Annotated in this window: 23 protein-coding genes; 5 read left to right on the plus strand and 18 right to left on the minus strand. The window is 37.8% G+C overall.

The window, feature by feature from the left end:
* The first annotated feature begins 84 nt into the window (after nt 1-84).
* Both ACIEHO_RS01690 and ACIEHO_RS01695 read left to right on the plus strand, forming a co-directional pair.
* Entirely contained in the window at nt 85-1,521 is a 1,437-nt protein-coding gene (locus tag ACIEHO_RS01690; protein WP_406967996.1) for a DUF5689 domain-containing protein, read from the plus strand.
* A 32-nt stretch (nt 1,522-1,553) separates the two neighbouring features.
* A complete protein-coding gene (locus ACIEHO_RS01695) occupies nt 1,554-1,931 on the plus strand; it encodes a hypothetical protein (protein ID WP_406967998.1) in 378 nt (125 codons plus the stop codon).
* A gap of 317 nt (nt 1,932-2,248) precedes the next feature.
* Here ACIEHO_RS01695 and ACIEHO_RS01700 read toward each other — a convergent pair whose 3' ends face one another.
* On the minus strand, nt 2,249-3,220 hold the full coding sequence (locus ACIEHO_RS01700) for an endonuclease/exonuclease/phosphatase family protein (protein WP_406968000.1): 972 nt from the start codon (nt 3,218-3,220) through the stop codon (nt 2,249-2,251).
* Between the two features lie 81 nt (nt 3,221-3,301).
* Here ACIEHO_RS01700 and hflX point away from each other — a divergent pair, with 81 nt between their 5' ends.
* Together hflX and ACIEHO_RS01710 are read left to right on the plus strand one after the other, a co-directional pair.
* The gene (gene hflX, locus ACIEHO_RS01705) at nt 3,302-4,495 is read left to right on the plus strand and encodes a GTPase HflX (protein ID WP_406968694.1); all 1,194 of its coding nucleotides are present in this window, start codon (nt 3,302-3,304) and stop codon (nt 4,493-4,495) included.
* A 20-nt stretch (nt 4,496-4,515) separates the two neighbouring features.
* A complete protein-coding gene (locus ACIEHO_RS01710) occupies nt 4,516-6,759 on the plus strand; it encodes a transglycosylase domain-containing protein (RefSeq protein ID WP_406968002.1) in 2,244 nt (747 codons plus the stop codon).
* An 87-nt stretch (nt 6,760-6,846) separates the two neighbouring features.
* Here ACIEHO_RS01710 and ACIEHO_RS01715 read toward each other — a convergent pair whose 3' ends face one another.
* The 16 genes from ACIEHO_RS01715 to ACIEHO_RS01790 form a co-directional block, all read right to left on the minus strand.
* On the minus strand, nt 6,847-7,791 hold the full coding sequence (locus ACIEHO_RS01715) for a DUF3078 domain-containing protein (protein WP_406968004.1): 945 nt from the start codon (nt 7,789-7,791) through the stop codon (nt 6,847-6,849).
* 83 nt (nt 7,792-7,874) lie between these two features.
* Nucleotides 7,875-8,381, minus strand: a complete 507-nt coding sequence (locus ACIEHO_RS01720; RefSeq protein ID WP_406968006.1) for a DUF2480 family protein — start codon at nt 8,379-8,381, stop codon at nt 7,875-7,877.
* A gap of 18 nt (nt 8,382-8,399) precedes the next feature.
* Nucleotides 8,400-8,735: a cupin domain-containing protein gene (locus tag ACIEHO_RS01725; RefSeq protein WP_406968008.1), complete on the minus strand. Its 336-nt coding sequence runs from the start codon at nt 8,733-8,735 to the stop codon at nt 8,400-8,402.
* A 24-nt stretch (nt 8,736-8,759) separates the two neighbouring features.
* Complete coding sequence (locus tag ACIEHO_RS01730) at nt 8,760-9,086, minus strand: SUF system Fe-S cluster assembly protein (RefSeq protein ID WP_406968010.1); 327 nt, start codon at nt 9,084-9,086, stop codon at nt 8,760-8,762.
* A gap of 80 nt (nt 9,087-9,166) precedes the next feature.
* Nucleotides 9,167-9,589, minus strand: a complete 423-nt coding sequence (locus ACIEHO_RS01735) for a SufE family protein (protein WP_406968012.1) — start codon at nt 9,587-9,589, stop codon at nt 9,167-9,169.
* A 190-nt stretch (nt 9,590-9,779) separates the two neighbouring features.
* Complete coding sequence (locus ACIEHO_RS01740) at nt 9,780-10,208, minus strand: VOC family protein (protein WP_406968014.1); 429 nt, start codon at nt 10,206-10,208, stop codon at nt 9,780-9,782.
* A gap of 53 nt (nt 10,209-10,261) precedes the next feature.
* Nucleotides 10,262-11,476: an aminotransferase class V-fold PLP-dependent enzyme gene (locus ACIEHO_RS01745; RefSeq protein ID WP_406968016.1), complete on the minus strand. Its 1,215-nt coding sequence runs from the start codon at nt 11,474-11,476 to the stop codon at nt 10,262-10,264.
* Nucleotides 11,477-11,571: 95 nt separating this feature from the next.
* Nucleotides 11,572-12,885 carry a Fe-S cluster assembly protein SufD gene (gene sufD, locus ACIEHO_RS01750; protein ID WP_406968018.1) on the minus strand — a complete coding sequence of 438 codons (1,314 nt, stop codon included), beginning with the start codon at nt 12,883-12,885 and terminating at the stop codon, nt 11,572-11,574.
* A gap of 138 nt (nt 12,886-13,023) precedes the next feature.
* Nucleotides 13,024-13,776 carry a Fe-S cluster assembly ATPase SufC gene (gene sufC, locus ACIEHO_RS01755; RefSeq protein ID WP_406968020.1) on the minus strand — a complete coding sequence of 251 codons (753 nt, stop codon included), beginning with the start codon at nt 13,774-13,776 and terminating at the stop codon, nt 13,024-13,026.
* 1 nt (nt 13,777) lies between these two features.
* Nucleotides 13,778-14,200: a hypothetical protein gene (locus ACIEHO_RS01760; RefSeq protein WP_406968022.1), complete on the minus strand. Its 423-nt coding sequence runs from the start codon at nt 14,198-14,200 to the stop codon at nt 13,778-13,780.
* Nucleotides 14,201-14,216: 16 nt separating this feature from the next.
* Nucleotides 14,217-15,665 carry a Fe-S cluster assembly protein SufB gene (gene sufB, locus ACIEHO_RS01765; protein WP_406968024.1) on the minus strand — a complete coding sequence of 483 codons (1,449 nt, stop codon included), beginning with the start codon at nt 15,663-15,665 and terminating at the stop codon, nt 14,217-14,219.
* Between the two features lie 16 nt (nt 15,666-15,681).
* Entirely contained in the window at nt 15,682-16,011 is a 330-nt protein-coding gene (locus ACIEHO_RS01770; protein WP_406968026.1) for a HesB/IscA family protein, read from the minus strand.
* A 109-nt stretch (nt 16,012-16,120) separates the two neighbouring features.
* A complete protein-coding gene (locus tag ACIEHO_RS01775) occupies nt 16,121-17,107 on the minus strand; it encodes a cytochrome-c peroxidase (protein WP_406968028.1) in 987 nt (328 codons plus the stop codon).
* 81 nt (nt 17,108-17,188) lie between these two features.
* Nucleotides 17,189-17,956: an MbnP family protein gene (locus ACIEHO_RS01780; protein WP_406968030.1), complete on the minus strand. Its 768-nt coding sequence runs from the start codon at nt 17,954-17,956 to the stop codon at nt 17,189-17,191.
* Nucleotides 17,953-19,314, minus strand: coding sequence for a hypothetical protein (locus ACIEHO_RS01785; protein WP_406968032.1), 1,362 nt, complete (start codon nt 19,312-19,314; stop codon nt 17,953-17,955). The genes ACIEHO_RS01780 and ACIEHO_RS01785 overlap by 4 nt, the downstream gene beginning before the upstream one ends.
* Complete coding sequence (locus ACIEHO_RS01790) at nt 19,314-20,666, minus strand: choice-of-anchor B family protein (RefSeq protein WP_406968034.1); 1,353 nt, start codon at nt 20,664-20,666, stop codon at nt 19,314-19,316. The genes ACIEHO_RS01785 and ACIEHO_RS01790 overlap by 1 nt, the downstream gene beginning before the upstream one ends.
* 83 nt (nt 20,667-20,749) lie before the next feature.
* On the opposite strand from ACIEHO_RS01790, the gene thiL reads away from it, so the two are divergent.
* Nucleotides 20,750-21,796 (plus strand): thiamine-phosphate kinase, encoded by a 1,047-nt coding sequence (gene thiL / locus ACIEHO_RS01795; RefSeq protein WP_406968036.1) that lies wholly within the window; start codon nt 20,750-20,752, stop codon nt 21,794-21,796.
* On the opposite strand, the gene ACIEHO_RS01800 is transcribed toward thiL, so the two are convergent.
* Nucleotides 21,786-22,043, minus strand: a complete 258-nt coding sequence (locus tag ACIEHO_RS01800) for a hypothetical protein (protein WP_406968038.1) — start codon at nt 22,041-22,043, stop codon at nt 21,786-21,788. The two genes, thiL and ACIEHO_RS01800, sit on opposite strands and share 11 nt — an antisense overlap.
* Between the last annotated feature and the right edge of the window lie 68 nt (nt 22,044-22,111).

A 22,111-nucleotide genomic window follows, 5' to 3' on the forward strand; every position in this document is an offset into this window, starting at 1 on the left:
AGAATGATGAGATTCCGAAGTAAATTCGGAATGACAAACAAGAGCAATGATTATGAGTAATGCGTATTCAAAAAAAATAAATAGATGAAGAATGTAAGATCAATTTTCGGGTTTTTAATGGTGCTGCCTCTTTTGGCTTCCTGTGTTCAGGATGACGATTTTAGCACACCAGATATTTCAATTACCGAGCCTGAAATCCCACAAGAACAAATCACCACTTTTAAGGCTATTAAAGCCTTGTACGAGCAAGCTGTAAATAATGGAAACAGTACTGCAATGATTGATGATGAAACCGATTTGTACATTGAAGGTTATGTGGTGTCCTCCGATAAATCAGGAAACTTTTTTGAGGAACTCATCGTTCAAAACAAAACGGACGATAGCAATCCTGATAATGACCCGAGGATTGGGTTTCGTATAAGCATCAATGTCAGCAGCTTGTCGGACACCTATCAATTTGGGCAAAAAGTTTATGTGAAAATGAGCGGATTGACTATTGGTGAAGAAAATGGTGTTATAAACATTGGTAAAGGTGATGGCGTAAACGTGAAGCAAATTCAGGCTGCCGAATATAAAGATATTGTTTTAAGAAGTAACGAAATAGCCACCATTATCCCAAAAACCGTTGGGTTGGCCGATTTATCCGATTGGGACCAAAATACTTTAATAAAATTGGACAATGTGCAACTCAACCGTTTTGAGTTGGGAGCCAGTTATGCCAGCGAATCTTTTGATGAATTTGATGGTTTCCGTCTGCTGGAAAGTTGCGAATCGGGAATTTCCATTATGATGCAAACTAGCACATTCGCCGATTTTAAATCCTTGATAGTGCCCCAAGGGCAAGGCAGCGTAACGGGTATTTTTAGTCGCGATTTTGGCGACGATTTTAATGTGTTTATATTAAATAGTTCTGCCGACGTTAATTTTGAAAACAACCAACGCTGCGACCCCATGGAACTGTCATGCGGTATAGCTTCAAAGCTAGGAACGGGTAATTTATTATATGAAGACTTCGAGCCGCAAAGAAACAATAGGCCCATTGAAATTGATGGCTGGACCAATTATATGGAAGCAGGAACCGAGGCTTGGGAAGGCTATTCATCAACATCATCAAATGGCTCGTTAGGTCGTTCGGCACGGTTTCAATCGGCTAGTTCTGGAGATGTGAGCAACATAGGTTGGCTCATAACGCCAGCCATTAATTTAGATGCTCAAGATGGGGAAACCTTACGTTTTAAAACTTCGAACAGTTTGGCTGATAGCAGTTACATGGAAGTTCTTTATTCGCTCGATTGGGATGGTACCGAAGCAGGTGTAACCTTAGCTACTTGGGGCATTCTTACTGATGCCTATGTGGTGAAGGATACTGACTCTTTTGCTCCTTGGTTTAACTCTGGAACTGTAGATTTATCTTGCGTATCAGGAACAATACATATCGCATTTAAATATACAGGTAGCGGATTTGATAATTTTGATGGGGTTTATGAATTGGACGAAATTAGGGTTGACTATATAGAATAGTTTTCTAAATGCTATATTTACCAAAAAACTGAATGACAACCTTCGATGCCCTTTTCTTCAATGTTTTTCAACATTACAAAACCAAAAAAATCAAAAGCGCCAGCGGCATTGCGGTATTTTACATAAGCTTTTTGCAGTGTAGTTTACTACTGGTATTGGGCGTATTTTTTACTGGTTTTTTTAGAAGTATGCATGTAGCCGTGATGTCGGCAGGCAAAGCATGGACGCTATTTGGTTTAGTGGTTGTTTCTATCTATTTTAAAAATTGGATGAAGTATGGCGGTAGAAAACGTAAAGTTTTAAACGCCAACATGCTTAAAAACAAAAAGTTGAATTACAGTATAGGACTGCTTTGGTTTTTGCCAATGGCTATTTTAGGTTTGGCTTTTGTGTTGCTTCAAGCGGTTTGACGTCATTTATGACGTCACCCTGAACTCGATTCAGGGTCTCACCAAGCGACTATTTTTTCCATCATTCTGAGTGATAGTCTTTGAATCTTTTAATTTTTTGTCTTAATCGAGAGATGCTCACGGTTGTGCCTCCCTCACCATGACGTGTCCATTTATATTTCAGGTTTTATTATAGCCTTGTCATTCTGAGGAGTGACGCTAGGAGCGACGTGAGAATCAGTTTGTTTGGAGTTGGAATTAAAATTGTTACACTTCGATTTAGTTTATCTTGAGCGTAGCCAAAAGGCTCAGAGCAGGCTACTTCATTCGCAACGATGCTACTTTTTAAAAATAGCATACACAGGAAAATGGTCGCTATAACCACCTCTGTATTTTGGACCAACGTAGGTTCTAAAAGGTTTTCCTTTATACTTCCCTTTAAAGAGTTTTAAAAATTCGGTATCAAAAATCTCGGCTTTATCAAAACTTAAGGTATCAGGCGTCGCCTCAAAAAAATTCGTAGAAAAGATAATCTGGTCGAAGAGGTTCCACCTAAATTGGTGTGAGGTTGTTCCTCTGGTATAGGTATGCAGTACTTCCATGGGGTTGTACAAATCTTGGTTATTAACCATTCGTTTTATACTGTTGCTCGATGGGTCGTCGTTAAAATCGCCAATCACCACAATTTTTGCATTCGTGTCATCTGTTTTTAATTTGTCAATAATTGATATTACCCTATCGGCGGCGGCAAAACGTTTATGCTCAGTTTCCTTGGCACCTTCACGTCTTGAGGACCAATGGTTTACAATCATATGTATTTTTTCGCCATCGAGCAATCCCGAAACCAACAAAATATCACGTGTGTAATCGGGTTCGCCATCGTCATCAACCAAAGGCACGCTGAAAGCTTCGGAATGTAAAACTTCAAAGGCGTACATATCGTAGATTAAGGCTGTATCAATGCCACGTTCATCTGGGGAATTATAATGTACGTAGCCATAATTGAGTTCTTCCAGATGTTTGGAGCTTATCAAATCTTCAATAACCTTCGCGTTTTCAACTTCTGCCAGACCAACGATGGCTGGGTGTTTCCCTGTTTCTTGTCTGCCAATATTTGAAATGGCAAATCCCAATTTCCGTAACTTATTGTCATAGCGTTTTGGAGTCCATTTTTTTTTTGAAGTCGGCAAAAAATCGTTATCACCTGTTGTTTTGGTGTCGTCTTTAGTATCAAACAAGTTTTCAAGATTATAAAACCCTATGGTTTGTAAATCTTTCCGAACAGGGATATCTTCTAAGTTTTCAATCATAAATCAAAAATAGGCTTAAAAATATAAAAAAGAAAATGCTTGTAATTGCGTAACTTTGCAGGGATTTTACAATTAAATGATATGGGCTTAGAAAAAGCTGTTTTAATAGGAATTATTACCAAGGATCAAGATGAGGAAAAATCTAAAGAATATTTGGATGAACTCGAGTTTTTAACCTATACGGCGGGTGGCGATGCGATAAAGCGTTTTACCCAAAAAATGGATATGCCCAACCCGAAAACCTTTATTGGTACAGGGAAAATGGAAGATGTACGCCATTTTATAAAAGAAAACGATATTGACACTGCTATTTTTGATGATGAACTTTCGGCCGCACAAGAACGTAATATTAGTAAAATATTGGATGTTAAGGTATTGGATAGAACCAATTTGATATTGGATATTTTTGCCCAACGCGCCCAAACCAGTTATGCCCGCACGCAAGTGGAATTAGCCCAATGCGAATATTTACTACCAAGATTACGAGGTATGTGGACCCACCTTGAGCGCCAAAAGGGGGGTATTGGGATGCGCGGACCCGGTGAAACGGAAATAGAAACCGATAGACGTATAGTGCGCGATAAAATTGCACTTTTAAAAAAACGTATTGAAACCATCGACAAACAAATGGCCGTGCAACGCGGTAACCGAGGTAAAATGGTGCGTGTGGCACTAGTTGGTTACACCAATGTTGGTAAATCTACCTTAATGAATACGATAAGTAAAAGTGAGGTGTTCGCCGAAAATAAGCTGTTTGCTACTTTAGATACTACCGTTAGGAAAGTGGTGATACAAAATTTACCGTTTTTGTTAAGCGATACGGTAGGATTCATCAGAAAACTGCCTACCCAGTTGGTTGAAAGTTTTAAAAGTACTCTTGATGAGGTTCGCGAGGCCGATTTGCTATTGCACGTGGTTGATATTTCGCATCCTAATTTTGAGGAGCATATCGATTCGGTAAATAAAATTCTAGGTGAAATTGATAGCAACGATAAGCCAACCATTATGGTGTTCAATAAAATTGATGCTTACGAACCCGAACCTTTTGAGGAAGACGATTTGGAAACCGAACGCACCGAAAAACACTACACGCTTACCGAGTGGAAAAAAACCTGGATGAACAAGGTAGGAGACAATGCTTTGTTTATTTCTGCGTTAAATAAGGAGAATTTAGAAGACTTTAAAAAACGGGTTTATGATGAGGTGAGAGAAATTCATATTACCCGTTTTCCATACAATCACTTTCTTTATCCCGATTACGATGAGGAAAGTTAAAGAAAACTGCTATAGTTTATATGAAATGGGTTTCAAAACTGCTCAAAAATAAATGGATTAGATGGAGTTTGATGGCTGGAACTGCCGTGGTTACTTTTTTTATTGTGCTTTACTTCAGCATTTATTGGGGTGCTTTCGGTAAGCTGCCCACCAAAGAAGAACTTAGTTCCATCAAGCAGGAAGAATCTACCCAAGTATTAGATAGGAACGCAAAACTTATTGGTAAATATTATATTTACGATAGGCAACCTTTAGAGTTCAACGATTTTCCCCAACATCTTATTGATGCATTAGTAGCTACCGAAGACATTCGGTTTTATGAGCATGATGGTGTCGATAATGTGAGTCTGGCGCGGGTATTTATAAAGACTATTCTTTTGAGGGATAGGTCAGCAGGTGGCGGAAGTACGATTACGTTGCAATTAGCTAAAAACTTGTTCGGGCGGAAAGATTATGTGGTTTTCACTATGCTTATAAACAAGTTTAAGGAGGCCATCATCGCTAAGCGTATTGAGGATATTTATTCCAAAAACGATATTTTAACCCTGTATTTTAATACGGTACCGTTTTCCGATAACACTTACGGTATTGAAAGTGCGTCGCAAAAATTTTTTAATAAAACCACTTCAGAATTAAGCATTTCTGAAGCCGCTACATTGGTTGGTACACTAAAAGCCAATCATTATTTTAATCCTCGGTTGAATGTGGAGCGCAGTCAAGAACGACGCAATGTGGTGCTTAATCAAATGTTTAAATACGATTATATATCAAAAGATTCTTTGGAAACCTTTCAGAATAAAAAACTCGAATTAAACTATCGGTCGTTCAATCACGATTTGGGTATAGCGCCCTATTTTAGGGAACAGGTAAAACAAGAATTAGCCACTATTTTAGACTCCATAAAAAAGCCAGACGGAGAAGCGTACGATTTATATAAAGATGGGTTAATCGTACATACCACACTAGATTACGATATGCAAACCTTGGCGGAAGACTCCATGAAAGAACATTTGGCAAAGCTGCAAGCCAAATTTGAAGTGTCCTACGGAAATAGTGCCCCATGGAAAACCAACAAACGCCTTATTGAAGCCGCAGTGAAAAACCTGCCTGTTTATAAAACCTTGAAGGACAAGGGATTTTCAGAAGAGAAAATCCAAGATTCATTAGCTAAAAAACGACCTGTTGAGCTGTTCGGTTGGACAGGCGATACTATAAAAACCATTTCGGTAAAAGACAGTTTACAACATTATCTCAAGTTTTTAAATACCGGTATGCTGGCTATTGATCCACAAACAGGTGCTATACGAACCTATATTGGCGGCATCGATTACCGCTTTTTTAAATACGATCATGTATCGCAAAGCGAAAGACAAGTGGGCTCTACGTTTAAACCCTTTGTTTATACCGCAGCTATTGATGGTGGGATGAAACCTTGTACTTACTTTTCGTTAGCAGAAGTCACTTATACCAATTATGACGACTGGACGCCCACCAACTCGGGAAGCAAAGAAGAAGACCCAAATATTAATTACACTTTAGAAAAAGCACTGAGCCATTCCGTAAATACCATTGCCGTAAAAGTGTTGGATAAAGTAGGCATCGATAAGGTGCATGAGCAAGTTAAAAAACTGGGTATTGAAAAAGATTTGCCCAATGAACCCTCATTAGCTTTGGGTGTTGCCGAAATCAATCTTAAAAACTTAACAGGTGCTTATGCCAGTTATGTAAACAATTCCAAATCCGTTAAGACCTACAGTATCACCAAAATTGAGGATAAACATGGCAAAGTGATTGCCGAATTTAAGCCTGAAATAAACCCAATCCAAGCCTATAGCGACTACACCCGGGAAGTGCTATTGGAAATCTTGAAAGCAACCGTAAACACTGGTACGGCTTCGCGCTTGCGAAGTACCTACGGCTTAAAAAACGACATCGCAGGAAAAACGGGCACGACACAAAACAATAAAGATGGTTGGTTTGTGGGTCTAACCCCCAATTTGGTAACCGTAACTTGGGTGGGCAACGATAACCACAGTATTGGTTTTAAAACCACGGGATTGGGGCAGGGCGCCAACTCGGCATTGCCCATTTTTGCCAAGTTTTACCAAAAACTGAATGCGGATAGTAACTTTAACGCCATAACAAAGGCACAATTTGAAAAACCATCAAACGACGTTTTAGAAGATTTAGATTGCGAACCCGAAAAGCGTGATGGCTTTTTTAAACGCTTGTTTGGGAGGAAGAAGAAACGGAAGTTTGAGTAAGTTAGAAACCAATATGTTTTTTTTAAAACAAAAAACGCCCCCTGCAATCAGGAAACGTTTTTCAGAGTTAGCCATTCTAATGGATAATTAGAATTTATACGATATACCTACGGTGTAATAGGTTTGTAATTTGTTATCTACGTTATCAAAAGTTGGTTCGGTTTGAGCAGGAACTGCCATAGGATCAAACTGACCTAAGGCGTAATTTAAAGCTTCTTGCTTGTTGCTACGTAAACCAAAATCGAAACCAACACCAATCATTTTCCAAAGCGTGTAGCTAAACGAGTTGGTCCACGTCCAGTTTGAGTAGTCGCTGCTTTTGTAACTTTGAAACATAGACAGATTTGTTTTAAACTTTATGGCCCCAATTTCTCTGGTGTAATCAGCTAATATTTTTGCTCCTAAAGACGATTCGAAAACCGTATCGCCACTACTAAAAACAAAATTATAGTTTAATGGATGAATCACCACAATCAGGTTTTCAATGGGCGTCCAAGTGGCACCAACACCTAAATCTAAATAACCTGGGTCGTTAAAGTTATCCAGCAAGGTAGTTCGGTATTCCATCAAACCAGAAACAGCCAAGGTTTTGGTTATGTTTCTACCGTATAAAGATGATAAATTGAATACATCGGTTGTAGGGCTAAAACTATCATCATCATTGGGGTCGTCTCTATCATCTAATTTAACCCAATTTAAATTAGAGGTTAATGTGTTTCTCCAAAAATATTTTTCTTGAATTAAATTGGCATAACCATTAAATGTAATTCCAAAATTACCTGAAGAGTTATTTGGTTTTCCTTGAGCATACCAGTTATTAAAGTTTGAAATACTACCTCCAACAATACCAAAGGCTCCTATTCTCCAGCCAGGTATAGCATCCATTTCTTTTTGTATTTCTTTTATTCTGTCTTTAATGGTGCTTATAGAATCTTCTTTAACTTTTTTTTGGGCTTTAAGTTCTTCCATGGTTTGGGCCTTTACCGAAACCATTCCGATAAGACATACAAGTAATAATAACGTTCTTTTCATATTAATTGTTTAAGGTTTTTATAAATCTGTGGTTATGGCTTAAGACCCATTATTGGGAATTAAGTCACAAAAGTAATAAGAAATTATTTCTTTTTGTAAAGCGGCACAGAAGAGCATGCCTCACCATACATTATAGATTTTGCAATGGGTTTTAATTTGTTGGCTAACATGATGTAGGCGTTCTGAGGTACGGGTTTTTTGGAGCAGCCTTTTATAATAAGTGGTTTACCCTCAAAATCTGAAACATCCAAATTATGGATAACATCTTGGTAAATGGAAGTTTCCAGTTGCTCAAGATTACCTATAACCACCTTCGCAGTGTAGGGCTCTAAATGAATACTAATGAGCATATAAGCCCAGCCTGGAATAATGGCATCAGAACTGCAGGTCAGTGCCACATAACTATTTTGGTATTGTTCCCAATTATGTTCGCTAACCTGGTTCCTAAAATCTTTTTCACGCAAAACAAAACCTTCAAATAGCCAATCTTTTACATCGAAAAGCACCCGCTGTCCTTTAGGATAATAATCCTCGAGGTTTACTGTAACCAATTTACTGTTCGCAACGCGGTTGATGATTTCGTCTGCCATATTTATATAATGGTTTAATTATAGAAAATCTTCACGAATTGGATTGAAGCTGTCAATTAAACGCACATTTTCGGTTAGGGTTTGTACCGAATGGTTTAGGTTAGATGCTATTTTGAACACATCACCTTCGTTTAAAAGGTATTCTCGATCTTCAACAAATAACTTTAACGAACCACTGGCCACGTAAGTAATTTGCTCGTGTGGGTGATTGTGCGGCGGATCAGGTTGTTCCATTGGGCCGTTGGTAAAATCGATTACTGTAACCATTAAATCATTTAAATGAACCACTTTGCGGTTTAAGTTGGGGTTTAAGGCTTCAAACCCTTCGCTATGTTTGATGACTTCTTTTGACATGATAATATTATTTAGTTTTTGTTGTTACAGCATTCCTAGTTCCAATTTGGCTTCTTCGCTCATTAACTCTTGTGTCCATGGCGGATCAAAAGTAATTTCAACCTCGGCACTGTTTACAGCATCCAAAGATTTTACTTTTTCTTCTACCTCAAGAGGTAATGTTTCGGCCACTGGACAATTGGGGGTTGTAAGTGTCATTAAGATTTTTACATCGTAATCTTCATTAACAAATACATCGTAAATTAATCCTAATTCATAAATATCTACTGGGATTTCTGGATCGTAAATGGTTTTTAAAACGTTTACAATTTTCTCTCCTAATTCTGCGGTGTCTATGGTTGTTTCGCTCATCTCTATAATGTTTATGCGTTTATTTGTTATGCGTTTATTTGTTACTAATGATTAACAGTTAAACGACTAAACAAATCAACTTACTTAAGTTGTGTTTGGTATGCAATGGCATACATTTTTAATTGCTTTACCATACTTACTAAACCGTTGGCACGCGTTGGTGATAAATGTTCTTTTAGTCCAATTTTATCAATAAAATCAGTTTCGGCATGAATAATATCTTTAGGGCGTTGGTCTGAAAACACACGGATTAAAATAGCAATAATACCTTTGGTGATGATGGCATCACTATCGGCTGTAAACTCTATTTTATCGTCTTTCATTTCAGCATGTACCCAAACTTTGCTTTGGCAGCCTTTGATGATATTATTGTCGGTTTTATATTGGTCGTCAATTAGGGGTAAATCTTTCCCTAAATCAATCATATATTGGTAACGTTCTTCCCAATCTTCGAAAATGGAAAATTCGTCTATTATTTCATTTTGAATGTCTTCTATACTCACAATCAGTAATTTTATGCAAAAATACAACAAGTAAAATTGCTATTCAATGTTTTTGCAAATTGATAACATTTATTGAATTTTAATGGTAGATTAGATAAATGCCATAACGGTTAGTATATGAAGCTTAACGACTGAATGGGAGCTATGATTTCATTTACATTGTTGCAGCAGTTATTAGCATTTTTCGAATTTATTCTGAAAGGTTAAGTTGCCATGAAATGCCATATTTGTCTTCGCACCACCCGAATTTTTTACCAAAGCCGTAATCCCCTGAACCTGCGTAGTTGTCAAGAGGAACCATAATCTGGCCTCCTTTTCTTGAAAGTTCTTCAAATAATGTTTGTATCTCACTTTCAGAGTTGCATGCAACGAAAAGTGATACCCCAGGCGTAAATGACCAAGCGTGATTAAAATTACTTTCGGAAACCATGTACTCTTCACCATTCAATGTAAATACTCCATATTTGATAAGCTCCGGTGTTCCGCCATCCTCTCCCTCTCGGTATTTTGTTATGCTTTTAATTTCCGAATTTGGAAATATTGAAGTATAGAAATTTATAGCTTCTTCTGCCTTTCCGCATTGATTACCCACAAATGTTAGAAATGTTGTTGTTTTCATTTTTTCGAAATTTAGTTAAAATGATAATGCTTCGTTTCGAATTATTGTCAACGCTAAGATAGCATCATTTTCGCCTTTTTTACACCCTCAACCAAAGCATCGATTTCATCTTTGGTATTGTAGAATGCAAACGAAGCACGCACAGTACCCGGAATTCTATAGAAATCCATAATAGGTTGCGCGCAATGGTGGCCTGTACGAACGGCAATGCCCATTTTGTCTAAAATAGTACCAACGTCATAAGGGTGGATGCCTTCTAAATTAAATGAAATTACCGATGTTTTATGCTTTGATGTGCCGTATATTTTTAAGCCTTCAATACTTAAAAGTTTTTCGGTAGCATACTCAAGGAGTTCGTGTTCGTAGTTTGCTATATCGTCAAAGCCAATGTTGTTCATGTAATCGATGGCTGTGCCAAAAACAATACCTCCTGCAATGTTGGGGGTGCCTGCCTCGAATTTATGGGGTAATTCGGCGTAAGTGGTTTTTTCAAAAGTAACTTCGGCAATCATCTCGCCACCACCTTGGTATGGTGGTAATTTTTTAAGCCATTCTTCTTTTCCGTAAAGTATGCCAACTCCTGTAGGACCACACATTTTATGGGCCGAAGCCACGTAAAAATCAACATTCAATTTTTGAACATCTGGTTTTATATGCGGACAGGATTGCGCCCCGTCAATTAAAACAGCCGCACCAACCTTATGGGTTTTTTCAATGATATACTTTATGGGATTGATGGTGCCCAAAGCGTTTGATATATGATTGACAAAAACAAGTTTGGTTTTGCTAGAAAGAAGTTGGTCGAATTCGTCCATCAATAATTCGCCTTCTTCATTCATCGGGATGACTTTTAAAGTGGCTCCTGTACGTTCGCAAAGCATTTGCCAAGGCACAATATTACTGTGATGCTCTAAAGCTGAAACTATGACTTCATCTCCTTTTTCTAGGAATGACCCAAAACCGTTTGCAACTAGGTTTATTCCATGTGTAGTCCCCGATGTAAAAATAATTTCGTGGGTAAACTTAGCGTTGAAATGGGCTCTTATTTTTTCGCGCGATTGTTCGTATAAGTCTGTGGCTTCTTGACTTAAGGTGTGCACGCCACGGTGTATATTGGCGTTATAGTTTGAATAATAATCTACAATAGCATCAATAACCTGTTGTGGCGTTTGAGATGTAGCCGCGTTGTCAAAATACACTAAAGGTTTCCCGTTTACTTTGCGTGAAAGTATGGGGAAGTCTTTTCGGATATTGTGTACATTGAACATAGCGTTGTTGTTTAGCCCCGATAGAAGCGGCATCCTTTTTTGCCCTTAAAAGCAAAAAAGATATAGCGGATAGCGGGAAATAGCTTCAAAAATTTTTAAAGGTCGAACCCAATATTCACGCCCAATTTTTCGGCGATAATTTTGGTGATACGTTGTTTTAATTCTGGGATTTTAACCGAGCTTAATACGTTGTTGCTAAAAGCGTACATTAAAAGCCCTTTGGCTTCCTTTTCTGGAATACCTCTTGAGCGCATGTAAAACAGGGCGCTTTCGTCTAGCTGGCCAATGGTACAACCGTGAGAGCATTTTACATCATCAGCAAAAATTTCCAATTGCGGTTTAGTGTTTATTGTTGCTTTGTCGCTGATTAAAATATTGTTGTTAGCCTGAAACGCATTAGTTTTTTGGGCTTCTTTGTTAACAACCACTTTTCCATTAAAAACACCAGTTGAGTTTTCATCAAAAATACCTTTATAATCTTGGTGGCTTTCGCAGTTTGGCTCGATGTGGTGCACCAACGTGTTGTGGTCTACATGCTGTTTATTACCGATAATGGTTACGCCTTTTAAAGTAGAATCGATATGTTCGCCGTTTTGGAAAAAATTAAGGTTGTTGCGCGTTAATTTACCACCAAAGCTAAAGGTGTGAACAGAAACATGGCTTTGTTGTTTTTGGTTAATAAACGTGTTGTCTATTAGCGATGCGTTTTCGGCATCATTTTGGATTTTGTAATAATCTACAATGGCACGTTTGTTCCCAAAAATTTCGGTAACGCTATTGGTTAAAACAGCATTACTGGTTAAGCTTTGATGACGTTCGATGATTTGAACATACGAGTTCTCGTCAACTACGACCAAATTTCGTGGTTGAAGCATGGTAGCCGCTTCATTGCCTGTTGAAAAATGAATGATCTGAATTGGTTTTTCAACAACCTTGTTTTTAGGAATATGGATATATGCACCTTCTTGAGAAAAAGCAGTATTTAAAGACGATAGGCTATCTTTTGTGGCTATTTTATTGAAATAGTTTTTAATTACCAATTGGTATTTTGGCTTGGCTAGTGCAGCCGACATTAAACAAACATCTATGCCATCGTGCGTAGTTTGTGATAAATGTGATGAGTATTTGCCATCGATAAACACAATTTTATAACTGTCGATATCATGGATAAAATACTCTCTTACCTCACTGTATTCTAAAACTCTTTCGCATTTTGGGAATACGCTGTAATCTTCTTTTAATATTTTGTTTAAAGACGTATATTTCCAAGCTTCTTCTTTTTTTGATGGGAAGCCTTTTTCTTCAAATATTTTTATGGCGTCACTTCTAACATCGTGAACATAGGCGTCTACATCCACATTGTTTTCAAATGCCATAAATGATGATACTAATTTGTCTTTTAATTCCATGTTTTTCAGTTTTCAGTCCCGGTCTCAGTATTCAGATAATGGTTACTAAGTAAGAAACTGTTTACTATTTTTAAGGTTTTGAGTATTCAGTATGGAGTGAGCTACTGCAAACTGCGAAGTGAATACTGCAAACTTTTTTTACGCTTTTACACCTTCTTTAATCCAATCGTATCCTTTTTCCTCTAACTCATGAGCTAATTCTTTAGATCCGGATTTCACGATTTTCCCGTTGTGTAACACATGAACAAAATCTGGAACGATATAATCCAATAAACGTTGGTAGTGTGTAATAACCACGACGGCATTGTCTTTGCTTTTCAATTTATTAACCCCGTTGGCTACGATTCGAAGCGCATCAATATCCAATCCAGAATCGGTTTCGTCTAGAATAGCCAATTTAGGTTCTAACATAGCCATTTGGAAAATTTCGTTACGTTTTTTCTCGCCACCAGAAAACCCTTCGTTTAAAGAACGCGATAAAAATTTACGGTCAATTTCAAGCAGTTCTGATTTTTCACGGATAAGTTTTAGCATGTCTTTAGCTGGCATTTCCTCTAATCCTTTGGCCTTTCGAGTTTCGTTTATGGCCGTTTTCATAAAGTTAGTTACTGAAACACCTGGAATTTCAACTGGGTACTGAAATGATAAAAAGATGCCTTTGTGAGCACGCTCTTCGGCAGCCAATTCATCAATGTCTTCGCCTTCAAATTCAATGTTTCCCTCGGTAACTTCATACTCTTCCTTTCCTGCAACCACTGATGCCAATGTGCTTTTTCCTGAACCGTTTGGTCCCATAATGGCATGTACTTCTCCTGGCTTTACTTCAAGGTTGATACCTCTTAAGATGCTTTTATCGTCAACACCTGCGTGTAAATTGTTAATTTTTAACATACTACTCTTCTCCTAGTTTAATAACGTTACTATCTTTTTCTTTGGGTTTGTAAACATTTAAAATTTCTTTCACTTCAACTCTAAATGGCCAACCTTCTTCATTTTCTGGTTTTGCTGAAATTCTCCCTCTTATTTCAACAGGAACCATATCTGTATCTACAGATTTATATTGTTGCACTTGCTTGTCAAGTTTGTGCATGGTTTCGTCTATTACCACACCATAAATTTCGGCATGCGTCTGCAAAACGGCAGCATCGGCAAAATAAATAAAATCACCTTTTAGCAGGGTTAAACCGTCGTTTTGCTTTGCGGTTTTTTCTGAACTCTCAATAGAAATGGGTTCTTCGTGTTGTTCTGCTTTTTTATCATTTTTACAGCTTAAAAAGGCTGAAATACACAAAAGTAGACTAATTGTTTTTTTCATTTTAACTAGAACTAATTTATCCAACACTACCTTCTAAACTGATTTCCAATAATTTTTGAGCCTCAACGGCAAATTCCATTGGCAACTTATTCAAAACCTCCTTGCTAAAACCATTTACTATTAACGCAATAGCTTTTTCGGTATCGATACCACGTTGGTTACAGTAAAAAATTTGATCTTCACCAATTTTACTGGTTGTAGCCTCGTGTTCTATTTTAGCCGATTTATTTTTAGCTTCGATATACGGAAATGTATGTGCCCCGCATTCGTTACCCATCAACAAACTATCGCATTGTGAAAAGTTACGTGCGTTTTCAGCTCTGGAATTTATTTGAACCAATCCGCGATAACTATTTTGAGATTTTCCGGCAGAAATACCTTTTGAAATGATGGTCGATTTAGTGTTTTTTCCCAAATGAATCATTTTAGTTCCCGTATCAGCCTGTTGGTAATTATTGGTTACGGCAATAGAATAAAATTCCCCTACCGAATTATCACCTTTTAAAACACAACTTGGGTATTTCCATGTAATGGCAGAGCCGGTCTCAACCTGCGTCCATGAGATTTTTGCATTTTTCTCGCACAAACCACGTTTGGTTACAAAGTTGTAAACCCCACCTTTTCCTTCGGCATTTCCGGGATACCAGTTTTGTACTGTACTGTATTTTATTTCGGCATCATCTAAAGCAATCAATTCTACTACGGCCGCATGCAATTGGTTTTCGTCACGACTTGGTGCAGTACAGCCTTCAAGATAACTTACATAACTGCCTTCGTCGGCAATTACTAATGTTCTTTCAAATTGCCCGGTTCCCGCTTGGTTGATTCTAAAATAGGTTGATAATTCCATAGGGCATTTCACTCCTTTTGGTATGTAGCAGAATGAACCGTCACTAAACACAGCAGAATTTAAGGCGGCATAAAAGTTATCTGTTTGGGGAACAACGGTGCCCATGTATTTTTTTACGAGTTCCGGGTGCTCTTTTATAGCTTCAGAAATGCTCATAAATATAATGCCTTTTTCACCAAGTGTTTTTTTGAAAGTTGTTGCTACGGAAACGGAATCGACCACAACATCCATAGCTACGCCAGCGAGCTTTTTTTGCTCGTCTAACGATATACCTAGTTTACTGAAGGTTTCCAATAATTCAGGATCCACCTCATCCAAACTTTCATATTTCGGTTTTTTATTGGGTGCTGAATAGTACGAAATGGCCTGAAAATCTGGTTTTACATATTTGACATTGGCCCATTCGGGTTCTTCCATGCTTTGCCAAATACGAAAAGCCTCCAATCGCCATTCGGTCATCCATTCCGGCTCTTCCTTTTTTAAGGAAATAGCGCGCACAATATCTTCGTTTAAACCAATAGGAAACGTATCCGATTCAATATCGGTATAAAAACCGTATTCGTATTCCTTGGTTTTTAGTTCTTCGCGAAGATCATCTTCGGTATACTTCGACATAATTCTTCTTTAAATTTTATAGTGAAAATGATTCGCCACAACCGCATGTACGGTTGGCGTTGGGGTTGTTAAAAACGAAACCTGTTCCGTTTAGTCCCCCAGAATATTCCAAAGTGGTTCCAATGAGGTATAAAAAGCTTTTTTTATCTACAATAATTTTAACACCATTGTCTTCAAAAACTTTATCCCCTTCTTGTTGTTCCTTATCAAATTTCAAATCGTAAGATAATCCAGAACAACCGCCACTTTTTACCCCCACACGAACATAGTCGCTGGCAGCATTGAAGCCATCATCAGCCATAAGCTCTATCACTTTCTTTTTAGCTGTTTCAGATACTTTTATCATAGTTAATTATTAATTAGATTAACTCTAAATAGAGTGCAAATATACAATATAAGTCATGGATTACCATAGAACCTAACATTATATTAGTATATAGTTTTATAGTTTTTTGTTATGGGTTGCTAAAGGCCGAATTATTAATGAATTCGTAATCAGAAAGTGAGAGTAGAAAGGCTTTTAAGTCGGATTTATCCTTTTCAGATAGACCCACACCACCTTGGGCAACTTTTTTCATCAGTGGATCAATAGTGTTAGAGTTTTTTAGGCCTTCGGAATAATGGTTAATGACATCTTCGAGCGTTTCAAAGCGCCCATCATGCATGTAAGGTGCTGTAAATGCCAGATTACGTAACGAAGGTGATTTGAATTTGCCGTTATCCGCAGGGTCGCCAGTTACTGCACCTAAGCCTAAATCGGTAAATGTCTCATCTAAACCATTATTGTGAAATAGGTTATCGGTCCAGAGTGGATTTTTGTCGCTGCCATGGCAATGGAAACAATCACCTCTGTTTTCGTCCATAAACACATTAAAACCATTAAGTTCTTCTGAAGTTAAATTGGTTTCACCCAAAAGGAATTTATCGAATTTTGAATTTGAAGAAATTAATGTGCGTTCAAATTGAGCAATGGCTTTGGTTACCAAATTGGAGTCAATTTTTTGGGTTCCGAAAGCTTTTTCGAATAAATTGGAGTATTCGGTATGTTGCTGTAATTTTTGCTCTACCTCGGGCCAGCTACTAGCCATTTCGTTATGGTCTCTTACGGGGTCAAAAGCTTGATGCTCTAAACTGAAGGCACTGCCATCCCAAAAGAAATTTTCATCGTAATTCCAGGCTAAATTGAATAGCGGCATGGAATTTCTATTGCCTAAAGAGCCATTTACACCGTCACTAAATCTATCTGGGTCAGTAAATGCATTTTGTGGGACATGACAATCGGCACAGGCTTGAGTTTTATTGACTGAAAGAATCGGGTCGAAAAACAATTTTTTACCCAGAGCAATACCTTCAACGGTTTGCAGGTTATCGACAGGGATAACGGGCGATAGAATATTGTCTTCAAATAACTGCGGAATATCTAAAGGACTTGGTGTAGGCACATAACTTTCTGTCTTTTCATCTGAGCAGGATAAGCAAATGAAAATAAGAAACAGATTAATATGAAGCCCACATGTTTTCAATCAATCAATAGATTTTAAGTTAAACACATTTTGCCCGTTTTCAAAAATCATGATTTGAGCATCAAAATTGGGCATAAGCATGTTGTTAAGCACATTTAAATCCCAAATATTCGGTCTTTTAAACCATTCGGCAATATTCATTTCAATATTAAATGTTGTGCTATCTTTTATGTTGATTTCACCTAAATTAACTTCAATAAAAGTATCTTCAAATATTGGTGTTACTCCTGAGTTATCGACGGCCCTGATGGCGTGATATGCATAACCTATTTCGGTTGAGGTGTTATCAATAAATTTGCCTTCCAATTGCATGTAGTGGTATCCTCCACCTAACATTTCGGGTACGTTCCATGAAGCTGAATTAAGGTCGGTGTAGTTATTGTTGTAGTTGTCTTCGTTGTTAAATCCGAAAGTGAATGAAACATTGCTATATTGACCAGCTGGAATGGTAGAGGTAGAATTGAAGCTCAGGTTTTCGTTGTTTGTTACATCAATTAAATGGTAACCATCCAATATGTATATTTCGCCAGTAGATTTTTCAAAGGTGATGTTTGAAATTAAATAACGCAGTTTTGAAATGCTGAGTTGTTCGCCATTGGCATTAGTATATTGAATGGCGTTGAAATTGGTGTTGGTTACTTCCGTGCCGTCCCAAGTATGGCTAAAATTAAAGGCTGTGCTAATTTGCGATACTTTATCGTCGACATCTTCGCTGCACGATAAAAAAGTAAAAATACTTAATAGAATTAGGGCTGTTGTTTTCTTCATGGCGTTTCTTTTAATTCAATTTCAAAAATTAATACATCGTTGAAACCTTGGTTTCGTTTTATATCAAAATCAGAGCTGCTAGATTCACCGACAGTTATAATTCTGCTGTTGTCCAGTTCAATGGTATCGTGGGCAAAATCGGTATTGGAGCCACCAATGGTTTTTTGCCATATTAAATTGCCGTTTGTATCTATTTTGACTATCCAAGCGTCGTTTTGGCCATTGTTTTTAGTAATGTTGCCATCGGCACTTCGAGAGCTTCCGGAAATGATAAAGCCGTCATCATTGGTTTTTGATACTGAACGACCCACGTCGAAACTTGTTCCGCCATAAGTCTTTTCCCAAAGGAGGTCTCCAGTTGGTGAAATTTTTATCACCCACAAATCTGCAGCACCGTTATTAAATGAAACGTCTTGGTCGTCACTTCTAGTATCGCCAACTATGATATAATTGCCGTCGTTGGATTGAGTTATGGCATAGGCTTCATCAATCTCGCTCCCGCCAAACGATTTTTCCCAAAGCAAAGTGCCGCCCTCAGAAATTTTTATTACCCAAAAATCGTATGAGCCATTGTTGCCTTTAATATCAACATCATCACTGTCGGAAGAGCCAACAATTATGTATCCGTTATCGGCTGTTTGAATGGCGTCGTATGGTGTGTCGGTAAAGGTGCCTCCATAAAATTTGCTCCATTCTTTTTCGCCAAACGTGTTGAGTTTTATAGCCCAATAATCGCCTCCGGCGTGCATTTTTCTGGTAGATTTACTATTGCCTTGTCCTTGGGAAGCGGAAACATCTAAAACACCAGTAAGTAAAAAACCATTATCGTAGGTTTGTATGATAGATGTGCCTGTATCGGCTCCAAGAAACCCATATGATTTTTCCCAAATTATTTCCCCAGCAGCACCTGTTTTAATTACCCAAAAGTCACCAGCACCATTGTTTTCGGTAATGTCACCATCATTACTTTGGCTAAAGCCAATTAGCGCAAAACCACCATCATTGGTTTGATTAATGTCCTTGCCTCTATCGTTATCGGTTCCGCCATACGTTTTTTGCCATACCGTGTTGTTATTTTTATCGAACTTGATTAACCAATAGTCAAAAGATTCGTTTAATTTGTTGGTTATATCGCCATCCATACTTTGGGTGTGGCCTAATATGGCATAGCCGCCATCATCTGTTTTAGTAATCGCCTGAGCACTTTCATTTTTTGAACCTCCAATGGTTTTGATAAAATTTACGTTGTTCCCTGTTGGTAGGCTGGTTTCAGAGTCGTTCGATTTAGAGCAACTAAAAACTGCAAATATTGTAATTAAATAGAATCTGAAAAAGATATTTTTCTGATGAAGAAACATTAGGCGCCACTTTTTCTAACAATAAACAAACCTCTATTGATATCGCTAATAATAATGTTGCCACTTGGGAAATAAGGATATATGCTCCAGGCTCCATTGAAACTTGTACTATTGTTCTCGGGGTAAGTGTCAAAGTAGCCAATTTCGGTAATGTTTTTTGATGTTATGTCTGAGATGTCCAAAATTCTCATACCAGCAGTGTAACTTGCCTGAATGTACCAATCGTTTTTAACATAGCCATTATGGTCAATAGCAGCAGAAGGGCCTAGATAATCCGTGTGGAATTTAGGTGCATCCAAATCTGAAAAATCGAAAACTATAGTACGGGTGTTTGTTCCAAAGTTTATCTCGTCGGTTTCGTCGCCTAAAATAAAATATTTCATGTCTTCCGTAAACCAACCTTGGTGTGTGTAGCCAACATTATTATAACTTATTTTTGAAAGCAAAATAGGATTTGCTTTGTTGGTGACGTCAACAATAACAACTTCAATTTCATTACTGCTAATTAATATTTCCTTACCGTTATGTTCACTATCTGGACCATTATAGGTTATGGCCTGTGCATCATGCGAGTATCCCAGAAAGCCACCAGAGTCTATTGGGTTTAATGGGTTTTGAATGTCAATAAATAAAGGGCCTCCAGCATACGTTTCCAATCGGCTAGTGCCAACGGCATAGGCGTAACCGCTAGTTTCGTTAATTACTATATTGTGCGCGCTTCCAAAACCCGTATATCGCGTATCTGCCGTAAAAGTTTCTGGGGGATTGGAAACATTTCTTAGTTTGGTTAAATCGAATATTTGCATGCCGTGTGTTGTGGCATTATCGGCAACAACAAAAGCATAGTTGTTGTAAACTTTTATGTCGCGCCATGGACTGCTTACCGTTGCCGTTGGAAGTTTACCTATTAGAATGGGTTTGTTAGGTGTAGTTATGTCAACAAAAGCCACCCCAGTTGTGGCGCAGAAAAGTGCATATTCTTTTTGGGTAGTGGGGTCGGTCCAACCCCAGCAATCATTTCCTTCTGATACTGCCCCGCCAAGTTGTTCGATTGGAACAAATCCCATTAAATCATAATCATTACAAGGGTAAATATCGGCAAAACCGTTCTCACAAAAAGCTAAGGGAACGATAATATTATCATCACACACATCGCCAATATTGTCTTTATCAATATCTTTTTGGTCGGCATTTGGTTGATTTGGGCAATTGTCAATATCATCTGGAATGCCATCGTTATCGCTATCCATAGATTCAATAATGTCCTCGGTGGGTTCAGTGTTACACGATTCAAAAGCGAACATCGGTATTGCCAACAGAATTATAAAGCAATAATACCTTAAGTTTTTCATAGCAGAGTTTATATTAAAAACTAAATATAGCTTGTTTTAGTATAAAAATAGTAAAAACAAAATTAGCTTCTTATTTTTGCGCTATGATAGAAGATAAAAACCAACAACGTACGCCGTTAAGTGAATTTGGAGAGTTTGGGTTAATAGACCACTTGACCAAAAATTTTAAAATAAAGCATAAGTCGACTGTAAAAGGAATAGGTGATGATGCTGCCATTTTAAATTTTGAAAATAAAAATGTGGTGGTTACAACCGATTTGTTGGTTGAGGGGGTTCATTTTGATTTGAGTTATATGCCACTAAAGCACTTAGGCTATAAGGCTGTAATAGTCAATTTATCTGATGTTTATGCCATGAATGCCAAGGCAACACAAATAACGGTTTCGGTGGCAGTATCGAATCGGTTTCCGGTTGAGGCACTCGAAGAATTGTATGCCGGGATTGAAACGGTTGCTTCTATTTATGATATAGATGTTGTTGGTGGTGATACCACATCTTCTACAACAGGATTGATGATTTCGGTTACCGCTATTGGCGAAGTTGACCCCAAAGCTGAAGTATATCGGAGTGGTGCAAAACCCAATGATTTGTTAGTTGTATCTGGCGATGTAGGTGCAGCATATATGGGCTTACAGGTTTTAGAGCGGGAAAAGGAAGTTTATAAGGTGAACCCTCAAAATCAGCCAGATTTGGAACCTTACACTTACATAATTGAAAGGCAACTTAAACCCGAAGCTAGGAAGGATGTTATTAAGCTGTTGGAGGAATTGAATGTAAAACCAACATCAATGATTGATTTAAGTGATGGGCTTTCTTCTGAAATTATGCATCTATGCAAACAAAGTAAAGTAGGCTGCGATTTGTATGAAGAGAAAATACCTTTAGACCCACAAGTTATTTCTACCTGTGAAGAATTTAATATTGATAGCACCACAGTGGCATTGAATGGAGGAGAGGATTATGAATTGTTATTTACCGTCTCACAGAACGATTATCCTAAAATAAAAGCAAACCCAAACTTGACGGTCATAGGTTTTATAAAAGAGGAAAGGGATGGTATGCATCTCGTAACACGAGCTGGTACTAAAATACCTATAAAAGCTCAAGGGTGGAAAAACTTTAATGCTTAAAAACTAAAAGGTCTTCGAATTTAATCGGGCTATCTTCCTTAAAGGACTTTAAAAGTCGTTTATTGTGCACGCGCTCTAAAACTTCGTTAATTTCCTTAAATTTGGGAGTGAGCTCTGTTAAACGCCCATTACTATTAGTGGTGAATTGTTTGCCACAGACCTTGCATTTATACTCCTTAACATGGTAGGTTATTTGTTTGGTTACTTCAACGTCGTGGCCAAATACTTTACAATTAATACTTCTCATTCTTACTGCATAATTAATTTTTAGGGAGAGACCCTTAAAATTATTAAAAATGGCAGATAATTGTTAAT

The organism is Flavisericum labens, assembly GCF_045446075.1.
Classification (GTDB): Bacteria; Bacteroidota; Bacteroidia; order Flavobacteriales; family Flavobacteriaceae; genus Flavisericum; species Flavisericum labens.

Bases quoted from the DNA above. Each gene is read 5' to 3' on its own strand.
- ACIEHO_RS01690 (WP_406967996.1), top strand. From the start codon at position 85: ATGAAGAATGTAAGATCAATTTTCGGGTTTTTAATGGTGCTGCCTCTT.
- ACIEHO_RS01695 (WP_406967998.1), top strand. From the start codon at position 1,554: ATGACAACCTTCGATGCCCTTTTCTTCAATGTTTTTCAACATTACAAA.
- ACIEHO_RS01700 (WP_406968000.1), bottom strand. From the start codon at position 3,220: ATGATTGAAAACTTAGAAGATATCCCTGTTCGGAAAGATTTACAAACC.
- hflX (WP_406968694.1), top strand. From the start codon at position 3,302: ATGGGCTTAGAAAAAGCTGTTTTAATAGGAATTATTACCAAGGATCAA.
- ACIEHO_RS01710 (WP_406968002.1), top strand. From the start codon at position 4,516: ATGAAATGGGTTTCAAAACTGCTCAAAAATAAATGGATTAGATGGAGT.
- ACIEHO_RS01715 (WP_406968004.1), bottom strand. From the start codon at position 7,791: ATGAAAAGAACGTTATTATTACTTGTATGTCTTATCGGAATGGTTTCG.
- ACIEHO_RS01720 (WP_406968006.1), bottom strand. From the start codon at position 8,381: ATGGCAGACGAAATCATCAACCGCGTTGCGAACAGTAAATTGGTTACA.
- ACIEHO_RS01725 (WP_406968008.1), bottom strand. From the start codon at position 8,735: ATGTCAAAAGAAGTCATCAAACATAGCGAAGGGTTTGAAGCCTTAAAC.
- ACIEHO_RS01730 (WP_406968010.1), bottom strand. From the start codon at position 9,086: ATGAGCGAAACAACCATAGACACCGCAGAATTAGGAGAGAAAATTGTA.
- ACIEHO_RS01740 (WP_406968014.1), bottom strand. From the start codon at position 10,208: ATGAAAACAACAACATTTCTAACATTTGTGGGTAATCAATGCGGAAAG.
- ACIEHO_RS01745 (WP_406968016.1), bottom strand. From the start codon at position 11,476: ATGTTCAATGTACACAATATCCGAAAAGACTTCCCCATACTTTCACGC.
- sufD (WP_406968018.1), bottom strand. From the start codon at position 12,885: ATGGAATTAAAAGACAAATTAGTATCATCATTTATGGCATTTGAAAAC.
- sufC (WP_406968020.1), bottom strand. From the start codon at position 13,776: ATGTTAAAAATTAACAATTTACACGCAGGTGTTGACGATAAAAGCATC.
- ACIEHO_RS01760 (WP_406968022.1), bottom strand. From the start codon at position 14,200: ATGAAAAAAACAATTAGTCTACTTTTGTGTATTTCAGCCTTTTTAAGC.
- sufB (WP_406968024.1), bottom strand. From the start codon at position 15,665: ATGTCGAAGTATACCGAAGATGATCTTCGCGAAGAACTAAAAACCAAG.
- ACIEHO_RS01770 (WP_406968026.1), bottom strand. From the start codon at position 16,011: ATGATAAAAGTATCTGAAACAGCTAAAAAGAAAGTGATAGAGCTTATG.
- ACIEHO_RS01780 (WP_406968030.1), bottom strand. From the start codon at position 17,956: ATGAAGAAAACAACAGCCCTAATTCTATTAAGTATTTTTACTTTTTTA.
- ACIEHO_RS01785 (WP_406968032.1), bottom strand. From the start codon at position 19,314: ATGTTTCTTCATCAGAAAAATATCTTTTTCAGATTCTATTTAATTACA.
- ACIEHO_RS01790 (WP_406968034.1), bottom strand. From the start codon at position 20,666: ATGAAAAACTTAAGGTATTATTGCTTTATAATTCTGTTGGCAATACCG.
- thiL (WP_406968036.1), top strand. From the start codon at position 20,750: ATGATAGAAGATAAAAACCAACAACGTACGCCGTTAAGTGAATTTGGA.
- ACIEHO_RS01800 (WP_406968038.1), bottom strand. From the start codon at position 22,043: ATGAGAAGTATTAATTGTAAAGTATTTGGCCACGACGTTGAAGTAACC.